The organism is Paenibacillus sp. sgz302164 (assembly GCF_056120505.1).
In genome coordinates this window covers 57,133-73,515 of the sequence record NZ_JBVYOL010000021.1, presented here as the reverse complement: position 1 = coordinate 73,515, position 16,383 = coordinate 57,133, and the positions used below count along the sequence as shown (strand labels likewise).

At 46.0% G+C, this 16,383-nt stretch carries 19 protein-coding genes; 1 reads left to right on the top strand and 18 read right to left on the bottom strand.

Annotated elements, in window-relative coordinates; genetic code table 11:
- Positions 1 to 104: 104 nt before the first annotated feature.
- The 10 genes from AC0LWT_RS28665 to AC0LWT_RS28620 all read right to left on the bottom strand — a co-directional run bounded on the left by AC0LWT_RS28665 (position 105) and on the right by AC0LWT_RS28620 (position 8,921).
- The gene (locus AC0LWT_RS28665) at positions 105 to 1,235 is read right to left on the bottom strand and encodes a response regulator (protein WP_474684707.1); all 1,131 of its coding nucleotides are present in this window, start codon (positions 1,233 to 1,235) and stop codon (positions 105 to 107) included.
- An 8-nt stretch (positions 1,236 to 1,243) separates the two neighbouring features.
- The gene (locus AC0LWT_RS28660) at positions 1,244 to 4,348 is read right to left on the bottom strand and encodes a hybrid sensor histidine kinase/response regulator (protein WP_474684706.1); all 3,105 of its coding nucleotides are present in this window, start codon (positions 4,346 to 4,348) and stop codon (positions 1,244 to 1,246) included.
- A 562-nt stretch (positions 4,349 to 4,910) separates the two neighbouring features.
- Positions 4,911 to 5,543, bottom strand: coding sequence for a hypothetical protein (locus AC0LWT_RS28655; RefSeq protein ID WP_474684705.1), 633 nt, complete (start codon positions 5,541 to 5,543; stop codon positions 4,911 to 4,913).
- 39 nt (positions 5,544 to 5,582) lie between these two features.
- The gene (locus tag AC0LWT_RS28650) at positions 5,583 to 5,834 is read right to left on the bottom strand and encodes a hypothetical protein (RefSeq protein WP_474684704.1); all 252 of its coding nucleotides are present in this window, start codon (positions 5,832 to 5,834) and stop codon (positions 5,583 to 5,585) included.
- 45 nt (positions 5,835 to 5,879) lie between these two features.
- Positions 5,880 to 6,386, bottom strand: a complete 507-nt coding sequence (locus AC0LWT_RS28645; protein ID WP_474684703.1) for a MepB family protein — start codon at positions 6,384 to 6,386, stop codon at positions 5,880 to 5,882.
- Between the two features lie 101 nt (positions 6,387 to 6,487).
- The gene (locus AC0LWT_RS28640; protein ID WP_474684702.1) at positions 6,488 to 6,799 is read right to left on the bottom strand and encodes a hypothetical protein; all 312 of its coding nucleotides are present in this window, start codon (positions 6,797 to 6,799) and stop codon (positions 6,488 to 6,490) included.
- 628 nt (positions 6,800 to 7,427) lie between these two features.
- Positions 7,428 to 7,919: a hypothetical protein gene (locus AC0LWT_RS28635; protein WP_474684701.1), complete on the bottom strand. Its 492-nt coding sequence runs from the start codon at positions 7,917 to 7,919 to the stop codon at positions 7,428 to 7,430.
- A 106-nt stretch (positions 7,920 to 8,025) separates the two neighbouring features.
- Entirely contained in the window at positions 8,026 to 8,190 is a 165-nt protein-coding gene (locus tag AC0LWT_RS28630; RefSeq protein ID WP_474684700.1) for a hypothetical protein, read from the bottom strand.
- A 28-nt stretch (positions 8,191 to 8,218) separates the two neighbouring features.
- A complete protein-coding gene (locus AC0LWT_RS28625; RefSeq protein ID WP_474684699.1) occupies positions 8,219 to 8,485 on the bottom strand; it encodes a hypothetical protein in 267 nt (88 codons plus the stop codon).
- A 34-nt stretch (positions 8,486 to 8,519) separates the two neighbouring features.
- A complete protein-coding gene (locus AC0LWT_RS28620; protein ID WP_474684698.1) occupies positions 8,520 to 8,921 on the bottom strand; it encodes a hypothetical protein in 402 nt (133 codons plus the stop codon).
- A 220-nt stretch (positions 8,922 to 9,141) separates the two neighbouring features.
- Here AC0LWT_RS28620 and AC0LWT_RS28615 point away from each other — a divergent pair, with 220 nt between their 5' ends.
- Positions 9,142 to 9,441 carry a hypothetical protein gene (locus AC0LWT_RS28615; RefSeq protein WP_474684697.1) on the top strand — a complete coding sequence of 100 codons (300 nt, stop codon included), beginning with the start codon at positions 9,142 to 9,144 and terminating at the stop codon, positions 9,439 to 9,441.
- 62 nt (positions 9,442 to 9,503) lie between these two features.
- On the opposite strand, the gene AC0LWT_RS28610 is transcribed toward AC0LWT_RS28615, so the two are convergent.
- The 8 genes from AC0LWT_RS28610 to AC0LWT_RS28575 all read right to left on the bottom strand — a co-directional run bounded on the left by AC0LWT_RS28610 (position 9,504) and on the right by AC0LWT_RS28575 (position 16,381).
- Positions 9,504 to 9,965: a hypothetical protein gene (locus AC0LWT_RS28610; protein ID WP_474684696.1), complete on the bottom strand. Its 462-nt coding sequence runs from the start codon at positions 9,963 to 9,965 to the stop codon at positions 9,504 to 9,506.
- Positions 9,952 to 10,698, bottom strand: a complete 747-nt coding sequence (locus AC0LWT_RS28605; RefSeq protein WP_474684695.1) for a recombinase family protein — start codon at positions 10,696 to 10,698, stop codon at positions 9,952 to 9,954. Before AC0LWT_RS28605 ends, AC0LWT_RS28610 begins: the two co-directional genes overlap by 14 nt.
- Positions 10,616 to 10,828: a recombinase family protein gene (locus tag AC0LWT_RS28600; RefSeq protein WP_474684694.1), complete on the bottom strand. Its 213-nt coding sequence runs from the start codon at positions 10,826 to 10,828 to the stop codon at positions 10,616 to 10,618. The genes AC0LWT_RS28605 and AC0LWT_RS28600 overlap by 83 nt, the downstream gene beginning before the upstream one ends.
- Before the next feature lie 72 nt (positions 10,829 to 10,900).
- Complete coding sequence (gene nikE, locus AC0LWT_RS28595) at positions 10,901 to 12,487, bottom strand: nickel ABC transporter ATP-binding protein NikE (protein WP_474684693.1); 1,587 nt, start codon at positions 12,485 to 12,487, stop codon at positions 10,901 to 10,903.
- A 6-nt stretch (positions 12,488 to 12,493) separates the two neighbouring features.
- Positions 12,494 to 13,324: a nickel transporter permease gene (gene nikC / locus AC0LWT_RS28590; protein WP_474684692.1), complete on the bottom strand. Its 831-nt coding sequence runs from the start codon at positions 13,322 to 13,324 to the stop codon at positions 12,494 to 12,496.
- Complete coding sequence (gene nikB, locus AC0LWT_RS28585; RefSeq protein ID WP_474684691.1) at positions 13,321 to 14,259, bottom strand: nickel ABC transporter permease; 939 nt, start codon at positions 14,257 to 14,259, stop codon at positions 13,321 to 13,323. The genes nikC and nikB overlap by 4 nt, the downstream gene beginning before the upstream one ends.
- Positions 14,256 to 15,752 carry a nickel ABC transporter substrate-binding protein gene (nikA, locus tag AC0LWT_RS28580; protein ID WP_474684762.1) on the bottom strand — a complete coding sequence of 499 codons (1,497 nt, stop codon included), beginning with the start codon at positions 15,750 to 15,752 and terminating at the stop codon, positions 14,256 to 14,258. Before nikA ends, nikB begins: the two co-directional genes overlap by 4 nt.
- A 233-nt stretch (positions 15,753 to 15,985) precedes the next feature.
- Positions 15,986 to 16,381: a cupredoxin domain-containing protein gene (locus tag AC0LWT_RS28575; protein ID WP_474684690.1), complete on the bottom strand. Its 396-nt coding sequence runs from the start codon at positions 16,379 to 16,381 to the stop codon at positions 15,986 to 15,988.
- Positions 16,382 to 16,383 lie beyond the last annotated feature (2 nt).

The following is a 16,383-nucleotide window of genomic DNA, read 5'->3' as shown; positions in this document are numbered from 1 at the left end:
ACATCATAGCTCGTGCGATGTTGCAAAATTGTTGCAAAAAGAAAAGGAACCCGATCCGTATGGACCACAGGTTCCTTTTAGCGCGTCTATTCCATTTATGTATTTCAATCGGTCAATTTACAAAACAAAGCGGCAAGCGCATCGCCCGGCTTCGCACCCAACTCCGTCTTCAAAAGCTTGGCATACGCTTCATAATAAGCAGCCGCCCGCTTCTGACCTCCTAGTTGATAATGGAGTTTCATCGCCGCTGCCCTAAGCGAATCGTTATAAGGATCATGGCCAACCAACATCTCCGCCAGGCGCAACGTTTTGAGAGGTTCCGTCTCCACGCTCTCATAATAAGAGAGCAACTTTACTCCAAGATGAAGGAAATACTGACGATATCGGTTCCGGTAAGACTCGCACCAATCGCCGCTGAACTCTTGCAGAACCGGAGGATTGCAGCGATAGACGAGCTGCTCGACGCGATTCAGGTTTTCCGGGCCGATCTCGACGGAATCGAGCACGAAGCGCTCCAATGAATCGGCATCGACAATGAGCGCATCATCGGACATTGTCAGCCGATACCCGTTTCTGACGGAGACGAGCGCCATGCCTGCATGGAGCTCCCTCAGCGTCTTGTTGACCCTGCTGACGGTACTTCGCAGATTAATGTCCGCCTTTTCCATGTTTTTCTCGTTCCAGAGCGCCTCGAACAACTGCCATTTGCTTACTTCCTTATCACCTTGCTGCAGGAGCATGTAAGCGAATAGCTCCGCGCATTTGGACGTCACCCAGCGAACCGGTTCCGGATTATCGCCGAGATAGACGGAAAACTTGCCAAAAAGAGAGACTGCCACTTGCGGGCTACCGGTCTTTCCCTGAGTCTCCACGCGCACTTTTCGTCTCTTCCTGATCCGCTCCAGCGAGCGGTTCAAATCTTCCTCCATAACCGGCTTCAGCAAATAATCGAGCGCGTTCACCCGAAAAGCATCGATGGCATATTGGTTGTAGGCGGTAATAAAGACGACTTCCGAATCAAGGTTGTCCGAATATACTTTCTCCGCGATATCCAGTCCGCTCATCTCCGGCATTTCGATATCTAGGAACAGCACATCAGGCCGCAACGCCTTCGTCATCTCCAACGCTTCATAAGGATTCGTGAAGCAGCCCAAAACTTCGATCCCCGCGTCAGTAAGAAGCCTGTCAATATGCTCTGCAATTAATCGTTCGTCGTCTACGACGATAGCTCTCATTTCCCCATTCACCCGCTTGGTCGGTCTGGTTGCTTACGAGAAGGAATCGAGATCGTCACTTTCGTGCCTTTCCCTTGAACACTCTCGAATTGCAGGCCTTGTCCGTATTCGTTCATGAGCCGTTTATGCACGTTGATAAGACCAATGCCTCCGCCGCCCGATCGATCCGGCGACAGGATCGTTTCCCGTTGTTCCGCGGACATGCCGACTCCATCGTCTTGAACCACAATTCGCAATCCCTGCTGCTCCGCAATCGTTTGAATGAGGACCGTACCTCCCGATATGCGCTTCATCAAACCGTGGCGGATCGCGTTTTCGACGAGCGGCTGAATGATCAGCGCGGGAATCAGCGTCTCCCTGGAAGCGTCCGTGTCCCAATCCACCTTCAACCGTTCGCCGAAACGCGCCTGTTCCAGTTCGACATAAGATTTCACTAGGGAAAGCTCTCGATTCAGGCTGACTTTGGCATGATGAGGGTCAAGATCGAAGCTGAGCCGCAAATAATTGCTGAATTCGCCCAACAGCTTGCCCGCCCGCGCTCCGTCGCTGTAACACAATGATATAATGCCGCTTAAAGCATTATAAATAAAATGCGGTTTGATCTGCGATTGCAAGAAGAGGGTTTCCACTTGAACGGCATGCTGAACCGCTTCCTTGAGCTGAAGCAACGTCTTCACCCGCGTCATTAACTCTCTGCCGTCGAACGGCTTCACCAGAAAGTCATTGGCTCCCGCTTCAAAGCCCGCGGCAATATCGGCAGGCGAATTGCGCACCGTCAAGAGAAGAACCGGCAGCTTGTAGATCGGATGCTCGTCCCGAATGCGTCTGCACACTTCATACCCTGACATCTCAGGCATCATCACGTCGAGAAGGACAAGCGACAAATCGCCTTGGCGCTGCTCAATCAGCCTGAGCGCGTCCGCTCCGTTGTAGGCCGCGAGAACTTCATAACGGCTTGGTGCAAGCAGCTCCCGCAGCACCTTAATGTTGGAGGCATCGTCATCGACGAGCAGAATCTTCACCTCGCCGGACCGCTCCGCCGCACGCAGCGAGGGGTCTTCCACCGTCGGCGTGCCCGCTCCGGGTAGCGGTTGCAGCTCCAGATCGGCCGCGGCCTCTCCCTGGCCGGGCTCCCGTTCCTTCTGCGCAGCCGTTGCCTCCGGCAGCCGCAGCTCGAACACCGAACCCCGCTCCGGCTCCGACCATTGCAGCTCCAGATCGCCACCCATTTGCACCGCAAGCGCCTTTGATATTTTCAAACCCAGACCGGAAGAGTGATACGCCGAATCCGTTGGTTCCCCACCGCCGCCCATCAGATCGTCTGTAAAAAGCCGCTGCCGCCGCTCCGCGTTCATCCCGGCACCGGTATCCGCAAAAGTCAGACGAAGCCAGCCTTCTCGCGATTCTGCGGCCACCGCCACGCTTCCCCGTTCCGTAAATTTCAGCGCATTGCCGACCAGATTCACGAGTATTTGGTTCAGGCGGTTTTCGTCTGTAAACAGATAATAGGTTCCCGGCTGCACCTGATTGACCAGCCTCACCTGTTCGTTCCTGCGCAAATAGTTCAACGCTTCCAGAGTAGCCTGAACTGTGCCGCTGACATCGAAAATCCGGTTATGGAATGTCAGGCTTCGGCGCTGCAAACTCTGAAAATCGATAATATCGTTGACCAGCGTAGACAAGCCGGTCGCCTGGGCAATGATGAAATCCAGATTCTCACGCTGCCGCTGCGCTAATTCTACGCCACTCTGGTCGATGACCACCTGCGCCAGATTGATAATGCCGTGCAGCGGCGTCTTGAACTCGTGGGACGTATGGAGGAGAAATTCATCTTTTTGGCGATCGTACACGATCAGTTGCTCGGCCAATCGCTCGTTCCGCATGAACGCCTCACGAACCCGGTCCGACATGAGGAACGATTGCGATAGAACGAGAAGCAACGGCGTTACGATCATATAATACGGGTTGTCCAACGCCAACTGATAGCGTGTTTGGGCATAAATCCAACTAATGATGAGGAAAAATACGCCCAACAAAATATAGTAAACTTGAACCCCGCGATCCCGATAGCGGAAAATCCAGAAAAGAATGAAAGCGAAAGCGGTGATTTGCAGGACGATCCCCGACCAAAGAATATCGACCAAATATTCGTTAGGAATCGCGACCAATATGGCCAAATATCCATAAGAAATCCGGCACAGCCACTTAAATCCCAATCGTTCTATATGGTCCAGGTACAGGTAGACATAGAGGGCAAATGTGAAGATCGAAAAGTAGGGCAGGATAAACAGCATTTTCTGCAAAAATAGAAAGGAAATCGTTGGGAACAAGGTCGCCATGACGATTTCGTTGTCGATGCTGAAAAATAACCCTAACGACAAGCAGAACAAACTGAAAAATGCGAGATAGGGCTCCTCCCGCCATTGCTTGAACATACCTGCGAAATAAATCCCGAATACAAGCATCGTAGTGATGACAATCATGTCCGCCAGACGGGCATTGTCGCGTCTGCCCATTACGTCTGCTGTTAAACCAAATTCCGGCGCCTGCACCAGTCCGCCTTCCAGATAGCGGAAGCTAACCACTTGGATGATGATGTCAATAGTAGCGGTATCCGCTTTGATCGTACCGAAAAACGGCAGATTGCTAGGTACAAATCGATCTGCTGACAAATCCGGTATTCCGGTGCCGCCGAGGTCCGATCCCCCCATATATACGTGGCTGGACATGCGAATCTTTTTGGCTCTAAGGCTATAAAAATCCGGATTGCCAACCTTAATGTGCAGACGATATGTACCCGCGCCGTACCCGCTGCCGGAGGAAACTAGACCCTTCCAGCCTCCGGGAACGCGAACGATTCGGCGCTCCGCTTGCAGCGTTTCTCCATGGGCATGAAAATCTTGGGGAGTTAGCAGCTTGTTCTCATAAAACTCCCATTCTCCCCGCAACGGTATAATCCCTTGCTTTGCAAAATTCCATTGTCTTGCGTCCAACTCCCCTCCTCGCGCTTCCGGATACTGAAAAGCAGGATTTAGCCATTCATGGATGAATAGCAATGTAACAACGGTAAACACACCGATCATGCAGATCAATACCGTCAATTGTTTTCTCATCGTTCCCGTTTCCTGTCCCATTTTCATATTCGCACCAAGTATCCTACAGTTAATAATTGAACATCACATCGTTAAATTCTCCTCGATTCGACATATTCCTTCATTTTATGCGAAAAGAGCCGGATGAAAGCTCAGACTCCTTTCACTTCGAGCCACTAGAGCCGGACCGGTTGGCCACCTGCTTTGGCCGTCAGCCGTAGAAAACGGCCAGAATCCGGACCGGCGGCCTGCGGAGCAAAGCTAGTCGCATTGCCCAATCGGCATCGGCAGGCTGTCCAAATACTCCCGCAAAATGCGCTCGGCGATATTTGGCCGGCATAAAAATTGAAAAAACTCAAGCGGCAATACACTTGAGTTTATCATAATAGGAAAATGTGGCTCTAAATCACTGCGTTCTCACAAGCGACACACAGCACTCCACATGCGCCGAGACGGCGAAAGGGATATAATGAGCTTTCAATCTATTTTGTTGAACTCTCTATGTTTTCCCGCAATTCATATAAATTCTTGGAATTATCCTAGGAAATGATTCCTAGGAGTTTTCTCCAACATTCGGGTCGGACTACAAAATATTTATTAAAGACTTCTTATTTATCATTAATATTCCATTCCTTTGTATCTGATTTGATTCAATACTTGGTTGCAACTTATCTTTAAAATTACTATACATATGATTCTCTACAATGCTTATGGGGCGTATCGAGGGAAGTTCACCACTTTGCATTTCCTTTGTACTTATTGAACCATAATCTAATTCTAAGCAAGATTGTATATGCATAACTGGACTTCTCGCCCAAATAAAAGAGCATAAATCTTTCATAGGCTCCAACTGCTCTTCCCTAAACTTTGATGAGCAATCTTCATTGTCTAACATGTCATATTCAGGAATAATTATTGAAAGTTTAATTTCCTCATAGCCGTATGTCCAATATGACCTAATCTCACTAAAACGGTCATCATACATTAATATTTGTTTATAGTTATTACTAACATGGTCTTCGTATCCTAAAATAAATTTCTCACCAAGTAATTTTTGATTCCATTCAGTAATCTCAATTAAACTATTATCCTGACTATTCCAGTACCCAGACAGATAAGGAAATTTTGTAAATAATATCGAATAGATATCCTTGACGAAACTGTCGTTAAATGATTTGAATGGAAATACTGCCTCAATTGAGAAATACGCTGGCATTAAAATCTCCTTTCCAATGAAGGACTAGTAACAAGCTGTTTACAATAATAGCATTATTTCATCGATTTTGTTTATGTAAGCTATTTCAGATATTATTCCATGCATAATCTTTGTTTCAATATCTCCATCATTTTCACAACTTTCCACAAACAATTTTTCGTATTCTTCTTTTGCTTCAGCTTCTGTCTCAAATAAGTAGACTCTACTATCAAAAATTCGCTGAACTCCTACAAACCAGATAATAAACCACCGCAGCTTTCCAAATGAAATATTTGATTTATTGTCTAACATGTCACATACTTCGTTTAACTCTTCTAAAAATGCATGGTTAACCAATTAGCTGGAATATAGTTTTAAAAGTTGTTGTATTTGTAAGCTATTCTTATTATCTACAGCTACAAAATAGGGTAGTTGCCATTTTTGGGTCGCAATTGCTTCCTTGCTAGTGGGAGTTTCCCAACTAGGGTAAACTCTAATTGCCATTTTTCCTTTTACAGTAGCCGTTTTAAGGATTTTTCGTTTTACAATTACTTCTTTTGGAAAAACGAATTGTCCAAAATTATTATTCGCAAAGGAATTAATAACCAACAAATCAGTAGCAGTTTCGTATGAAAATGCTTGGTTTTTATTATCTAAATCTTTTTCCCAAAAAGCAACAAACTGTCCTATCTTGGTAGGTGTTATTTTTGCAACTCTAAATCTAACCGATTTAGAATTTAGCTGAAATACCCCAGCTCCATAATCTGAATTTTGGGTTTCTTCTCGAATGGAATTTATCGTTATGCCATTAGGTGCGTAAAAAGTTTCATTTACATATGTTAATGCCTTATAAAAGTCATTCATAGTCGTACTCCTCATTTTGATTCTAGCTCAAAATACTTATCAATTACATGATTTTTATCTTCAAATGATTTCCGATTATTTCTGTTGAAATTGTTGTTTTATTAATAGAACCTACTATTTATAATTTCTGAGTCTAAAGAGTATTCATTAATATTCTTAATTTTTGCATTAAAATCCTTTTCAAACTGGAGCTTTATTCTTCTTCTAGCTGACTGAATTTCACTTTCGTTCGATAAATACATATAGTATGAGCCATCAGATTTTTCATATGAAATTTGATTTAAACTTGATTTATCTATTTTAGTACCGCGTGCTACATATGACTGCGAGCTCTCTTCTGCGTCACTAAGTATTGTCAAAGATTCAGAGTATTCATATCCTCTAAAACTACCACTAACGACATAAAGTTTCATTCTTTTAATCCTTCCTTAAATCAGTTGAAATTATCTTTTCATACCATTTCGATATGTAAATACATCACATCACATGAAGGACGAATTTTATCAACTTCGGTCAACTTCAGTCGATATTAAATCTCATTTTGAATTCCTAACGTCATCATCAACAATAGCAGATATAACAAGAAAAAAAGTACACTATGAGAAGAACGCCAATTACAATAATCATATTAGCTGTGGCCGTTGTCATATCTTTGAATTTATAGTAAATCAAAAATCTCATCACACAATAAAAAACGATTAAAATAAAGATTAAGGGAAACCATTTATTTAACCACTCTATGATATTCCCCCATGTAAACCCTTTATTTAAATCACTTTTCGTAGTCTTTTTGAACAGATCGAAAGTGTCAATTTATTTTCAATCAAAACAAATCACATGAAACTTCTCTTTTATTAAGCATATTGCAATCTTCCGAATGCAAGGTCTAAAGCAAGTCATATCTTACTATAAAAACAACCACAATTATGTGGTTTACCTTTTCTGTTGATTGAGTAACTTCAATCATGTGTTCTGCTTCGTTAGTCATGAATTTTCGTTTAACCTTGTATCAATGGATCAGACTTCATCGGACACAGCAAATTAATCCTTGGTTATGAAAACATTGTTTTTTGGATCGTATTCTAAAGTGTATTCTTTGGCATCACCATTAAAATCTAACACATGAGATTGCTCAGTCATTTCTGTGCCTGAATCATTAATATTTCCTAAATAGACGGCGAGTTTCGAGAAATCGTGATTATTTGTCTCATCTAAGGAAGTAGTCAACATTGTAGTTGTGAAGGGACTGCCAGATATCAATTGACCATTTATAACAACATCTTTAGACAGAAAGTTAACTGGTAAGTTATTATCAGGTTGATTTTCGATAATAGGATTATAAACGTTTGAGGTGTGCATCGAATAACTATCTTCCCAAGAAACTGTGTTTTTCTCAAATGGGTTAAACGCAATCCATGAGACAGAATGATCATTATTAGTAGCTTGCTTGGCAATGATAATTTGTAGTCCTTCTTGTTGGATTTTGTTTAGGGTTGCTGAATCGAAATTGATATTAAGAGAGTAATTGCTCACTACCATTCCACCTTTCGCAGTTCACAAATAATGGGCGACATTAAGATTATACTTTAGAGTAATGAATTATGAATTGGTCTGTTTTAAAATCCATATTTTATGTTATTTACACTTTTTCTAAAATCACCAAAGAAAATACAAAGCTGTTTCCACCACCGCCACCCATTGCACTCTGACTAATTACTTTCCATCCCTCATTTAATAATTGGTTAAGTTCATTTAAGTTATTCTTTTTTTCAGTGGAAGCGTAAAGAATTAAGGCTTTCTGCATTATACTCACCTCGCATAAAATTGCTCTTTTATTTATCCTCATTTTCCTTATCTGCTAATGTTCTTACTTGCAATGGCTTAAAAGGGCGATTGCTACAGTAATAACAAGTTGCATCACCGCATGGGGCTTTCAGCCATTTATTACAATTAGCACAAAATTCATTATCGTACTTATCGTAGTAAATAATTGCACTTCCACACTCTTCACAAACCTGTTTCGGAACAATAGCCCCACCAATTTGAAAGTAGTTATCAATTATTACTTGGCGTTCCTTGTTGTTGACCCTAATCTTCATTTATCATCCCCCTGTCGATAAATTCGTGCTTTCATTAAATTTTTGAATTTCGGTATTCTCTAAATAAAGAGATCTGAGCGATACTAGCTAATAAAATAAAAAAAACTAAATTATACTGAAAAATAGAACTTGCCCAGAGAATATCTTCAGGGTCATTGATATTATTACCAAGCAATAATTGATCAAAAAATTTATAACTTTTAAACTGACCTAAATAAGCCACTAGTATGAACATAATAAAGTAGGGAGCGTAATTATAAAGTCTTTTCTCAAGAGAGAAGTTATAACAGGTTACTGCCATGATCACAGGCAGGACTAGTACTTCTAGGATGGTTCTTAGCAATTCAAGTTTCAGAGTATAGGCAATCCATGAAATAGCCCAATATCCAAATAGCCAGAATATTATAGAAATAATTAAAAAGCGAATCAAATTCATTATGGATCACTCTCTTTGAAATATTGATTGTTACTGTTACATATCTCTAATCAGAAATAATAAATGACCTAAATTATAACAACCCTATAGCACCCATTTGGTACATTATACCATCAAATCCAACGAAAAAAATGCTTTAGTATCGAATTAAAATGAACTTGCCATCCCGTCCCATCAGAGTTAACATACACACACTCGAAGAAGGGAAGGGGAGAGGCACATGGAAGATTGGCCGGAATGGGTTGTTAAGGGGTTACGTCAGAGGTTTGATGATGTATCGCTCATGGTGGAGCAGCAGGAGCACATTGTCCCATTAATCGAAAAGTCTTCAAAATTGCTAACGAGTTTGAAAAGCCAAGTGGATGAATCTGCTTTGGTGATTGTGCTTGAGTGGGAGGAGGTTATTCAATATCAGCAATCGGCTGAAAAGGAATGGCTTTATTTGAGAGGGGTTAAGGATGGCATGGGGATGATGAAGGAAATAAATCTGTATCTGAGCAAGAATCGTTTGGAATTTTAACGAGCAAACAGCATGGAATCGACCCATGCCATCTGACGCTGTTGGTTACTTGAGACTTTAGGTTACTCGATGATTTCCTCAATCTCTAATCCACTTTTTAGGGTGAAAACAAAATGCGCTGGCGAGAGAAGGGTGATCTTCTCAACCAGCGTATGGAATAGGTCATCGTCAAATTGTTCTAATAAATCCTGCCGCGCATTCATTACTTGTATGATTTCATGAACACGTTGTGTAACTTGGGCTTTTTGATCGTTGTCTTTCTCAAGGAGAGCTTTCTTCTGACGAAGTGTATCCAACTCTTGGGATATCCGAGCGTTTTCTTCATTGTACACCGTCTCGTCAATCTGATCCCGAAGCTTCAAATTTACCAATCCCTTGAGGTCGGTTTTCAATTGCTCCATTTGCTTATCAATCTCGTTTATCGGTTCATGGCCTAATCGCTTAGACAAAATTGTTTCAATATTCGCCTTAAGCGTTCGGATAAATCCATCTTTATTTTCATGCATTCGGTTAAACAGTCGCACAAATGCATCCTGCAGCACATGCTTCTTTACCTTCATTGACATAAGTTCTGCATTGCCATACGACTTTTTTGTATGCGTTGTTGCTGTTCCATGTTCGGCGTTTAAAGTTGGCTCCGCAGCATCCGCAGAACACTTTGCTGCTCAGTGCATATTTGCTGGAGTATTTTTTACGTTTGCTCATTGTATTGCCCTTCAGCATAGCGCGGCGCTCTTTTTCTTTCCGCACCGCTTCGAACATTTCCTTGGAGATAATTGGCTCATGGTTATCTTCAATGAGATATTGCTGTTCTTGTCCGTGATTTTTGATGCGCTTATGGGTGAGAAAATCAACTGTGACTGTTTTCTGCTGAAGCAAGGCTCCGTAATATTTTTCATTGGTCAGGATAATCGTGATTAAAGAATCCCACCATTTATCGCCGCCGGTGACTGTTTTGATTTTGTCTCGCATCAAGCCTTTGGCGATAGCTTCATAACTTTTGCCTTCCAAATACTCCTCGTATATCCGGCGTACAATTTCGGCTTCTTTTTCGTTAATGACCAGTTCGCCGTGTTCATCCTTATCGTAGCCAAGGAAGCGAGTGGTGTTACATATTACTTTGCCGTTCTGGAATCCCTTCAGAATGCCCCAACGTGAATTTTCTGAAATGTTCCTACTTTCGTCCTGTGCAATGGAACTGAAGATCGTCAGGAATACTTCTCCAGAGGATTCGAGTGTTAATATTCTCTTTTTCAAATAGGACAGCTACGCCTAAACTCTTCAGTTCGCGAACATACTTGAGCAAATCTAATGTGTTTCTCGAAAATCTCGATATCGATTTGACCAATATGAGGTCGATCTTGCCATCCCTCGCATCTTGAATCATTCGGTTAAAATCAGTCCGATGTTTGGTTCCCGTGCCGCTAATTCCCTCGTCCGCTTAGACATCTACGAAATCTCACAGTCTTAACAGACGTTTCGTATATTCATGTCGATCCGGAGCAACTAAGCTGTCTCTGCCGCACTCATCGATCACCCGTCCGTTTTGCATGACCATGATCCGACTGGACATGAAATGTACGGCGGCCAAATCGTGCGAGATGAACAAACAGGAAAAACCTAGCTGCTCCTGCAGCCCCTTTAACAGCTTGAGAATCTGCGCTTGAGCGAGCGTATCCAGGCTAGACGTCGGCTCATCGAGAATAATGAAAGAGGGCTCGATGCTGATTGCTCTGGCGATGGAAACCCGCTGCTTCTGGCCGCCGCTCAGCTCATGAGGATACCGGTGCAGCGCATCGGCCGGAAGCCCCACCAGTTCCAGCAGCAATTTTGCCGCTTGGCTGCGGTTGTTTCTTAAATCCCCAAGAAACGCGGGCATTTTGTCCTTGAATACATCCAGCGGCTCCATAAGCGAATCCAGCACGGTCAGCCGCGGGTTCAAAGCGGAGGAAGGATTTTGAAACACGGCTTGAACACGGCCGCCGATAGCTTTATGCCCGCCGCCGCTCCGCTTGTCAAGCCGCATATGCTGAAACCATATTTCCCCGGCATCCGGTTTTTCCATCAGCAATAAACACCGGGCTAACGTAGTTTTGCCGCTGCCGCTTTCCCCCACAAGCCCCAAGCACTCGCCGGGTCTGACCGTAAGCGACACTCCCTGCAGCGCCCTAACTCCTTTGGGATACGTTTTGGTAATGTCGCGCACGGCAAGAAGATCGCCGGTGTCCGCAACAGCAACAGCGCCGCTTTCCCGCTCCACAGCCGAACAGGCCGTTTGCTGCAAGACGGGTGCAGCGGCAAAAAGCTGTTTCGTGTATGGATGCGAAGGTTCCTGCAGCACAGCCGCGGCATCGCCCGACTCCACCATGCAGCCGCTTTTCACCACGACTATTTTATCCGCATAACGCCTAACATGCCTCAGATCATGGGTAATGAACAGAATGGAGCAGCCTGTCCTCTCTTTTAATCCGGCCATCAAGCCGAGTATTTCCTCTCCGGTGACTCTATCCAGCGCAGTGGTCGGTTCATCGGCTATAAGCAGTTTGGGCTGAAGCATCATCGCCGCCGAAATAGATACCCGCTGCAGTTGGCCGCCGCTTAATTGGAACGGATAGCTGTCGTATACTTGTTTTGCAGGCAAATGAACTTCGTCCAGGATGCGCAAAATTCGTTCCCTGCGCTCCTTGCGCCCCAGCGAAAAGTGTGTTTGCAGCGTTTCATCCAGCTGTTTGCCTAATGGGATAAAAGGGCTGAACATGCCCGTATAGTCCTGAAAAATATACGCGATTTCCTTCCCGCGCAGTCGGCTTGCCTGCTTCTCCGAAAGCTCCGCCAAAGCTTGTCCGCCGATCCAAATGCTGCCGGATTCCACCGTGACGGCGTCCGGAAGCAGGCCCCCCGCGCATAAACCGGTCAACGTTTTACCGCTGCCGCTTTCACCGATTAAAGCAACCCACTCCTGTGCTCCGACAGACAGGTCCAGATCGCGGACAATTGGCCTCCGCCCCGCGCGCAAATTCAAGCCGCTTATGTTCAAAACCGTCATTCGCCTTCATTCCCCTCTGCGTCTGATATCGAACCTGCCGCGAATCCAGTCCCCGCCAGCATTGGAGAGCAGAACAAACAGCATGATAGCCAGCCCCGGCACGAGCATCAAGTGCGGAGCGTTATGAAAATACGCGCGTCCTTCGTTCAGCATCGCCCCCCATTCCGGTGCAGGCGGCTGAACGCCGAGCCCGATATAGGAAAGCGATGCGATCATGAGAATGATTTTGCCGATATCCAGCGATGCAATGACAATGACATGAATGACCGCATGGGGAAGCAAATGCTTCACAGCAATCCGAAACGGGCTCAAGCCGTTTAACCGGGCGGCGGCGACATAATCCTTATGCTTTTCGGAAATAACGCTGTTTCGAACGATTCGGGCGTAGGCAATCCATTTGACTGCGGCGATGGCGAACATAAGCTTCAGAATACCCGGACCCAGCAGTCCGCTTAAGACAATGGCGATCATATAATCGGGAAACGCTAGAAACGAATCGGACACGCGCATAAATAAACGGTCCGTCAGGCCGCCCGCATACCCGGACACCAATCCGGCAGGAATGCCGACGGCAAGCGCCGCAGCGAGAACGATCAGGCTTGTGCCGACCGTATTCCGCCCTCCGACGAGCAGTCGCGAGAATACGTCCCTGCCAAGACCGTCCGTTCCGAGCCAATGCTCCAAACTCGGCGGCAGCAGCCGTGCGGGAAGATTGACCGAGTACGGATCGTGCGGAATGAAGAAATACGAGCAGAACAGAACCGCTGCAGCCGCGAATAAAGCGGCAAAGCCGAGCTTGCCCGCCCGCGTAGGGGGATGTTCGCCTAATTTTCTCATCGTCTCTCCCCTTTCAAGCGAATTTCCGGGTTCAGACAATGGTTGGCCAAATCGACGAGGATGTGCATGAACGTCACGACCACGCCCATACAGACCATATATCCCTGTATAACCGGGTAATCTCTGCTGCGGATCGCATCCACGATGAATTTGCCCATGCCCGGATAAGCGAACAGCGTTTCAATGACAACCGTACCGCCAAGCAAGCTGCTCACACTCACCCCGAACATCGTGACAACGGGCGCAAGGGCGTACCGAAAAGCGTGATAAAGCAAAATTTTGCCCTTGGCAATGCCTCTGGCCCGCGCTCCCCGGATAAAGTCTTGGCCCAGACTTTCGATAAGGCTCGAACGAATGAGCCGAACGTAGACCGCCGCCATGGTCAAACCCAGCGTCAGCGAAGGCAAAACCAGATGTGCCGCGCTCCCGGCTCCCATGGAAGGCAGCAGCTTGGCCCGCACCGACAGCCCCTCTATAAAAAGAAGCCCTAGCCAAAAGCTAGGGATGGAGGTGCCGATCACGGCGATAAAACGGCTTGCGCGATCTATAAACCGGCCGGGATATAAGGCCGACAAAGTTCCGAGCGGCAATGCAATGATCAACAGGATGGCCAAAGAGGTGCAGGTCAACAGCAATGTTGCGGGCATTTTGCTCAGCAGCTCTTCACTTACCGGTCGGTTCGTCATATACGAGACGCCCAAATCCAATCGGACAAAATGGGAGAGCCAGCTGCCGTATTGAACAAGAACAGAACGGTCCAAGCCCATCATCTCTTTTTGCCGTTCAATTTCCACAGCCGTCAGTGCTACGTCGTCCGATCTGAGCATTTCCCTGACCGCGTCTCCGGGCGCCAGCTTGATAAAGGCGAAGCTGATTAACGAGAGCAGAAAAATAAACAGGACAAGTTCTATGCTTCTTTTCCATACAACTTTCATTTCGTTTCCACATCCAGCTGATTCGTCAGCATGTAGTACTCGCTTTTGCTCGTCACCCAATTTTTCACCTTATCGTTATAAACAACGATCGTATTCGGATGAACGAGGTAAGAATAGTACGTTTCCTTATCGATTCTCGCCAGCGCCTGTCTGATCAGCTCGTTGCGCTTCGCGGCATCTACCGTTTGATCCAGCTCTTCGATCGTGGCGTTCAGCTCTTTATCGTTGATTTTACCGAAGTTCAGCGAGCCGCCGGGCTTAAAAGCTACATTTAAAAAGTAACTGGCATCGCCGCGCGGGGCAATCAAGGGGCTATACGTGCCCAAATCCCAGTTGTTGCCGGTCAGCAAATAGTTCTCGTATTTATCGACCTGATCGATAGTTATCGTGATGCCAAGCTCTTTGGCTTGCGATTGGAGCACTTGGGCAAGCAGCGGAAATTCCGCCCGGGAGGCGTAGGTTACAAGCTTCAAGGTCAAAGGCTTGCCGTCCTTGCCGCTGACTTTGCCTTGTTCGACCTGATAACCGGCATCCTTGAACCATTTTCTGGCTGCATCCAGGCCCGTATTCTTCGACTCATACGAAGGGACGAACGGGAATTGCGGCAAAAAAGGCCCCTGCGCAACGGTCGCTTGCCCGCCCATAATGACGTTCTTCAACTCCTCCCGATTAACTAGCGCATCGAACGCCTTCCGGACGCTGCTGTTTTGAAAATCGGTGCGGTTCGTATTGAAAATAAGCTCATGCGTTCGCAAGCTTTCGACGGAATCCATATGGAGCGCCGGGTTCTGCTTCATCTTGTCCATGCTTTCTACCGGCGGACGATATACAATATCGGCATCCCCGGTCATCAACGCAGACAATCGGGCGTTCGCGTCTTCATTAAAATTAAAACTGGCGCGGTCGAGCTTGGCCGCCCCATCCCAGTATCCGTCGTATCGCTCCAATTGGAGCGAGCTTCCGGCAACGAACGAAGCCGCTTGAAAAGGCCCCGTACCTATAGGCTTTTTATCCGGCTCTTGCGCGGATACGTCAACAATCGCCGTGTTGGGATGAACGAGCTCGGACGGAAATTGCGGAAACGGCTTTTCGGTAATGACTTGCAAAGTTTGCCCTTTGGCTTCCATGGATTGGATTTTCAAAACTTGTTTGACTCCGGGATTAAGCTCCATCGCCCGTTGAATCGATTTTTTGACTGCTTCGGCATCCAATTTGCTGCCGTTTTGGAACGTAACGCCGTCCCTGATCGCGAATGTCCAATGCTGCCCGTCAGGACTGCTCCACTCTTTGGCCAGCCAAGGCTGAATGTTCAAGTCTTCGCCCAGCTTGACGAGCGTTTCGGCGACTCCTGCCCGCAGCGGCGTGTAATCGAGGTGCGGATCGATGGTCTGGCTTGAAAAGTTGAAGAGGAATGTCAATTGCTTCACTTGCGAACCGGTTTGTTTGCCTGCGGAGTTTGAAGTGTCCGAACAGGCGGCAATTAGGATCAACATGCATAAAAATAGTGAAAATTTGAGTACTCTGCCTGTGTACAATATTAAAATAACCCCCATAAATATCCGGATGTGAACATTTTCTCCAGACTTCATGTTACCTCACGGTCCTTCGAACGGACATGACTCTATCGGGCTATTCCCGCGTACAAATTGTTACAAAAAATGAACAGTTGCGCCTCATGCTCAAAGTCCCGTCTGTGCCGGATGAAAAATTTCATTTCGGATCGGCATTATTGAACGGTAATTGTTCCATAATACATATACATGCCGCAGTTGAATTTGTACGTTCCCGGCTTTAAATCCTCCAGGGTTACGAAATTGTTTCCCTTGTTTAAATAAATGTCGAAGTCCAGGTCCTTGGACTGAACGCTTTTTATGCAGGTGAAGCCCGTTTCCTTTTTAAAATTGATCTTCGCCGGAACTCCGGCTTTGAGCTCAATATGATCCGTATCGAAACCGTCGTCGGTTACATCGACAGAAGCGACCTGATATCCTTGCGCTTCCAGCGAAGCTATGTCCTGTGGCGAGCTATTCGAAGACGCGTTACCGGGAAGTTCGACAAATATAACGACAACCGCTGCAACGATGCAAAGTGCGATCGCCGCCAGTGTGACAGGTTTTTTCATTC

What these genes read in the sequence shown, in the direction of transcription:
- AC0LWT_RS28660 (WP_474684706.1), bottom strand. Translation starts at nt 4,348, where the DNA reads ATGAGAAAACAATTGACGGTATTGATCTGCATGATCGGTGTGTTTACC.
- AC0LWT_RS28615 (WP_474684697.1), top strand. Translation starts at nt 9,142, where the DNA reads ATGGAAGATTGGCCGGAATGGGTTGTTAAGGGGTTACGTCAGAGGTTT.
- AC0LWT_RS28645 (WP_474684703.1), bottom strand. Translation starts at nt 6,386, where the DNA reads ATGAATGACTTTTATAAGGCATTAACATATGTAAATGAAACTTTTTAC.
- AC0LWT_RS28620 (WP_474684698.1), bottom strand. Translation starts at nt 8,921, where the DNA reads ATGAATTTGATTCGCTTTTTAATTATTTCTATAATATTCTGGCTATTT.
- nikC (WP_474684692.1), bottom strand. Translation starts at nt 13,324, where the DNA reads ATGAGAAAATTAGGCGAACATCCCCCTACGCGGGCGGGCAAGCTCGGC.
- nikE (WP_474684693.1), bottom strand. Translation starts at nt 12,487, where the DNA reads ATGACGGTTTTGAACATAAGCGGCTTGAATTTGCGCGCGGGGCGGAGG.
- nikB (WP_474684691.1), bottom strand. Translation starts at nt 14,259, where the DNA reads ATGAAAGTTGTATGGAAAAGAAGCATAGAACTTGTCCTGTTTATTTTT.
- AC0LWT_RS28650 (WP_474684704.1), bottom strand. Translation starts at nt 5,834, where the DNA reads ATGTTAGACAATAAATCAAATATTTCATTTGGAAAGCTGCGGTGGTTT.
- AC0LWT_RS28630 (WP_474684700.1), bottom strand. Translation starts at nt 8,190, where the DNA reads ATGCAGAAAGCCTTAATTCTTTACGCTTCCACTGAAAAAAAGAATAAC.
- AC0LWT_RS28575 (WP_474684690.1), bottom strand. Translation starts at nt 16,381, where the DNA reads ATGAAAAAACCTGTCACACTGGCGGCGATCGCACTTTGCATCGTTGCA.
- nikA (WP_474684762.1), bottom strand. Translation starts at nt 15,752, where the DNA reads ATGTTGATCCTAATTGCCGCCTGTTCGGACACTTCAAACTCCGCAGGC.
- AC0LWT_RS28665 (WP_474684707.1), bottom strand. Translation starts at nt 1,235, where the DNA reads ATGAGAGCTATCGTCGTAGACGACGAACGATTAATTGCAGAGCATATT.
- AC0LWT_RS28600 (WP_474684694.1), bottom strand. Translation starts at nt 10,828, where the DNA reads ATGATTCAAGATGCGAGGGATGGCAAGATCGACCTCATATTGGTCAAA.
- AC0LWT_RS28655 (WP_474684705.1), bottom strand. Translation starts at nt 5,543, where the DNA reads ATGCCAGCGTATTTCTCAATTGAGGCAGTATTTCCATTCAAATCATTT.
- AC0LWT_RS28640 (WP_474684702.1), bottom strand. Translation starts at nt 6,799, where the DNA reads ATGAAACTTTATGTCGTTAGTGGTAGTTTTAGAGGATATGAATACTCT.
- AC0LWT_RS28625 (WP_474684699.1), bottom strand. Translation starts at nt 8,485, where the DNA reads ATGAAGATTAGGGTCAACAACAAGGAACGCCAAGTAATAATTGATAAC.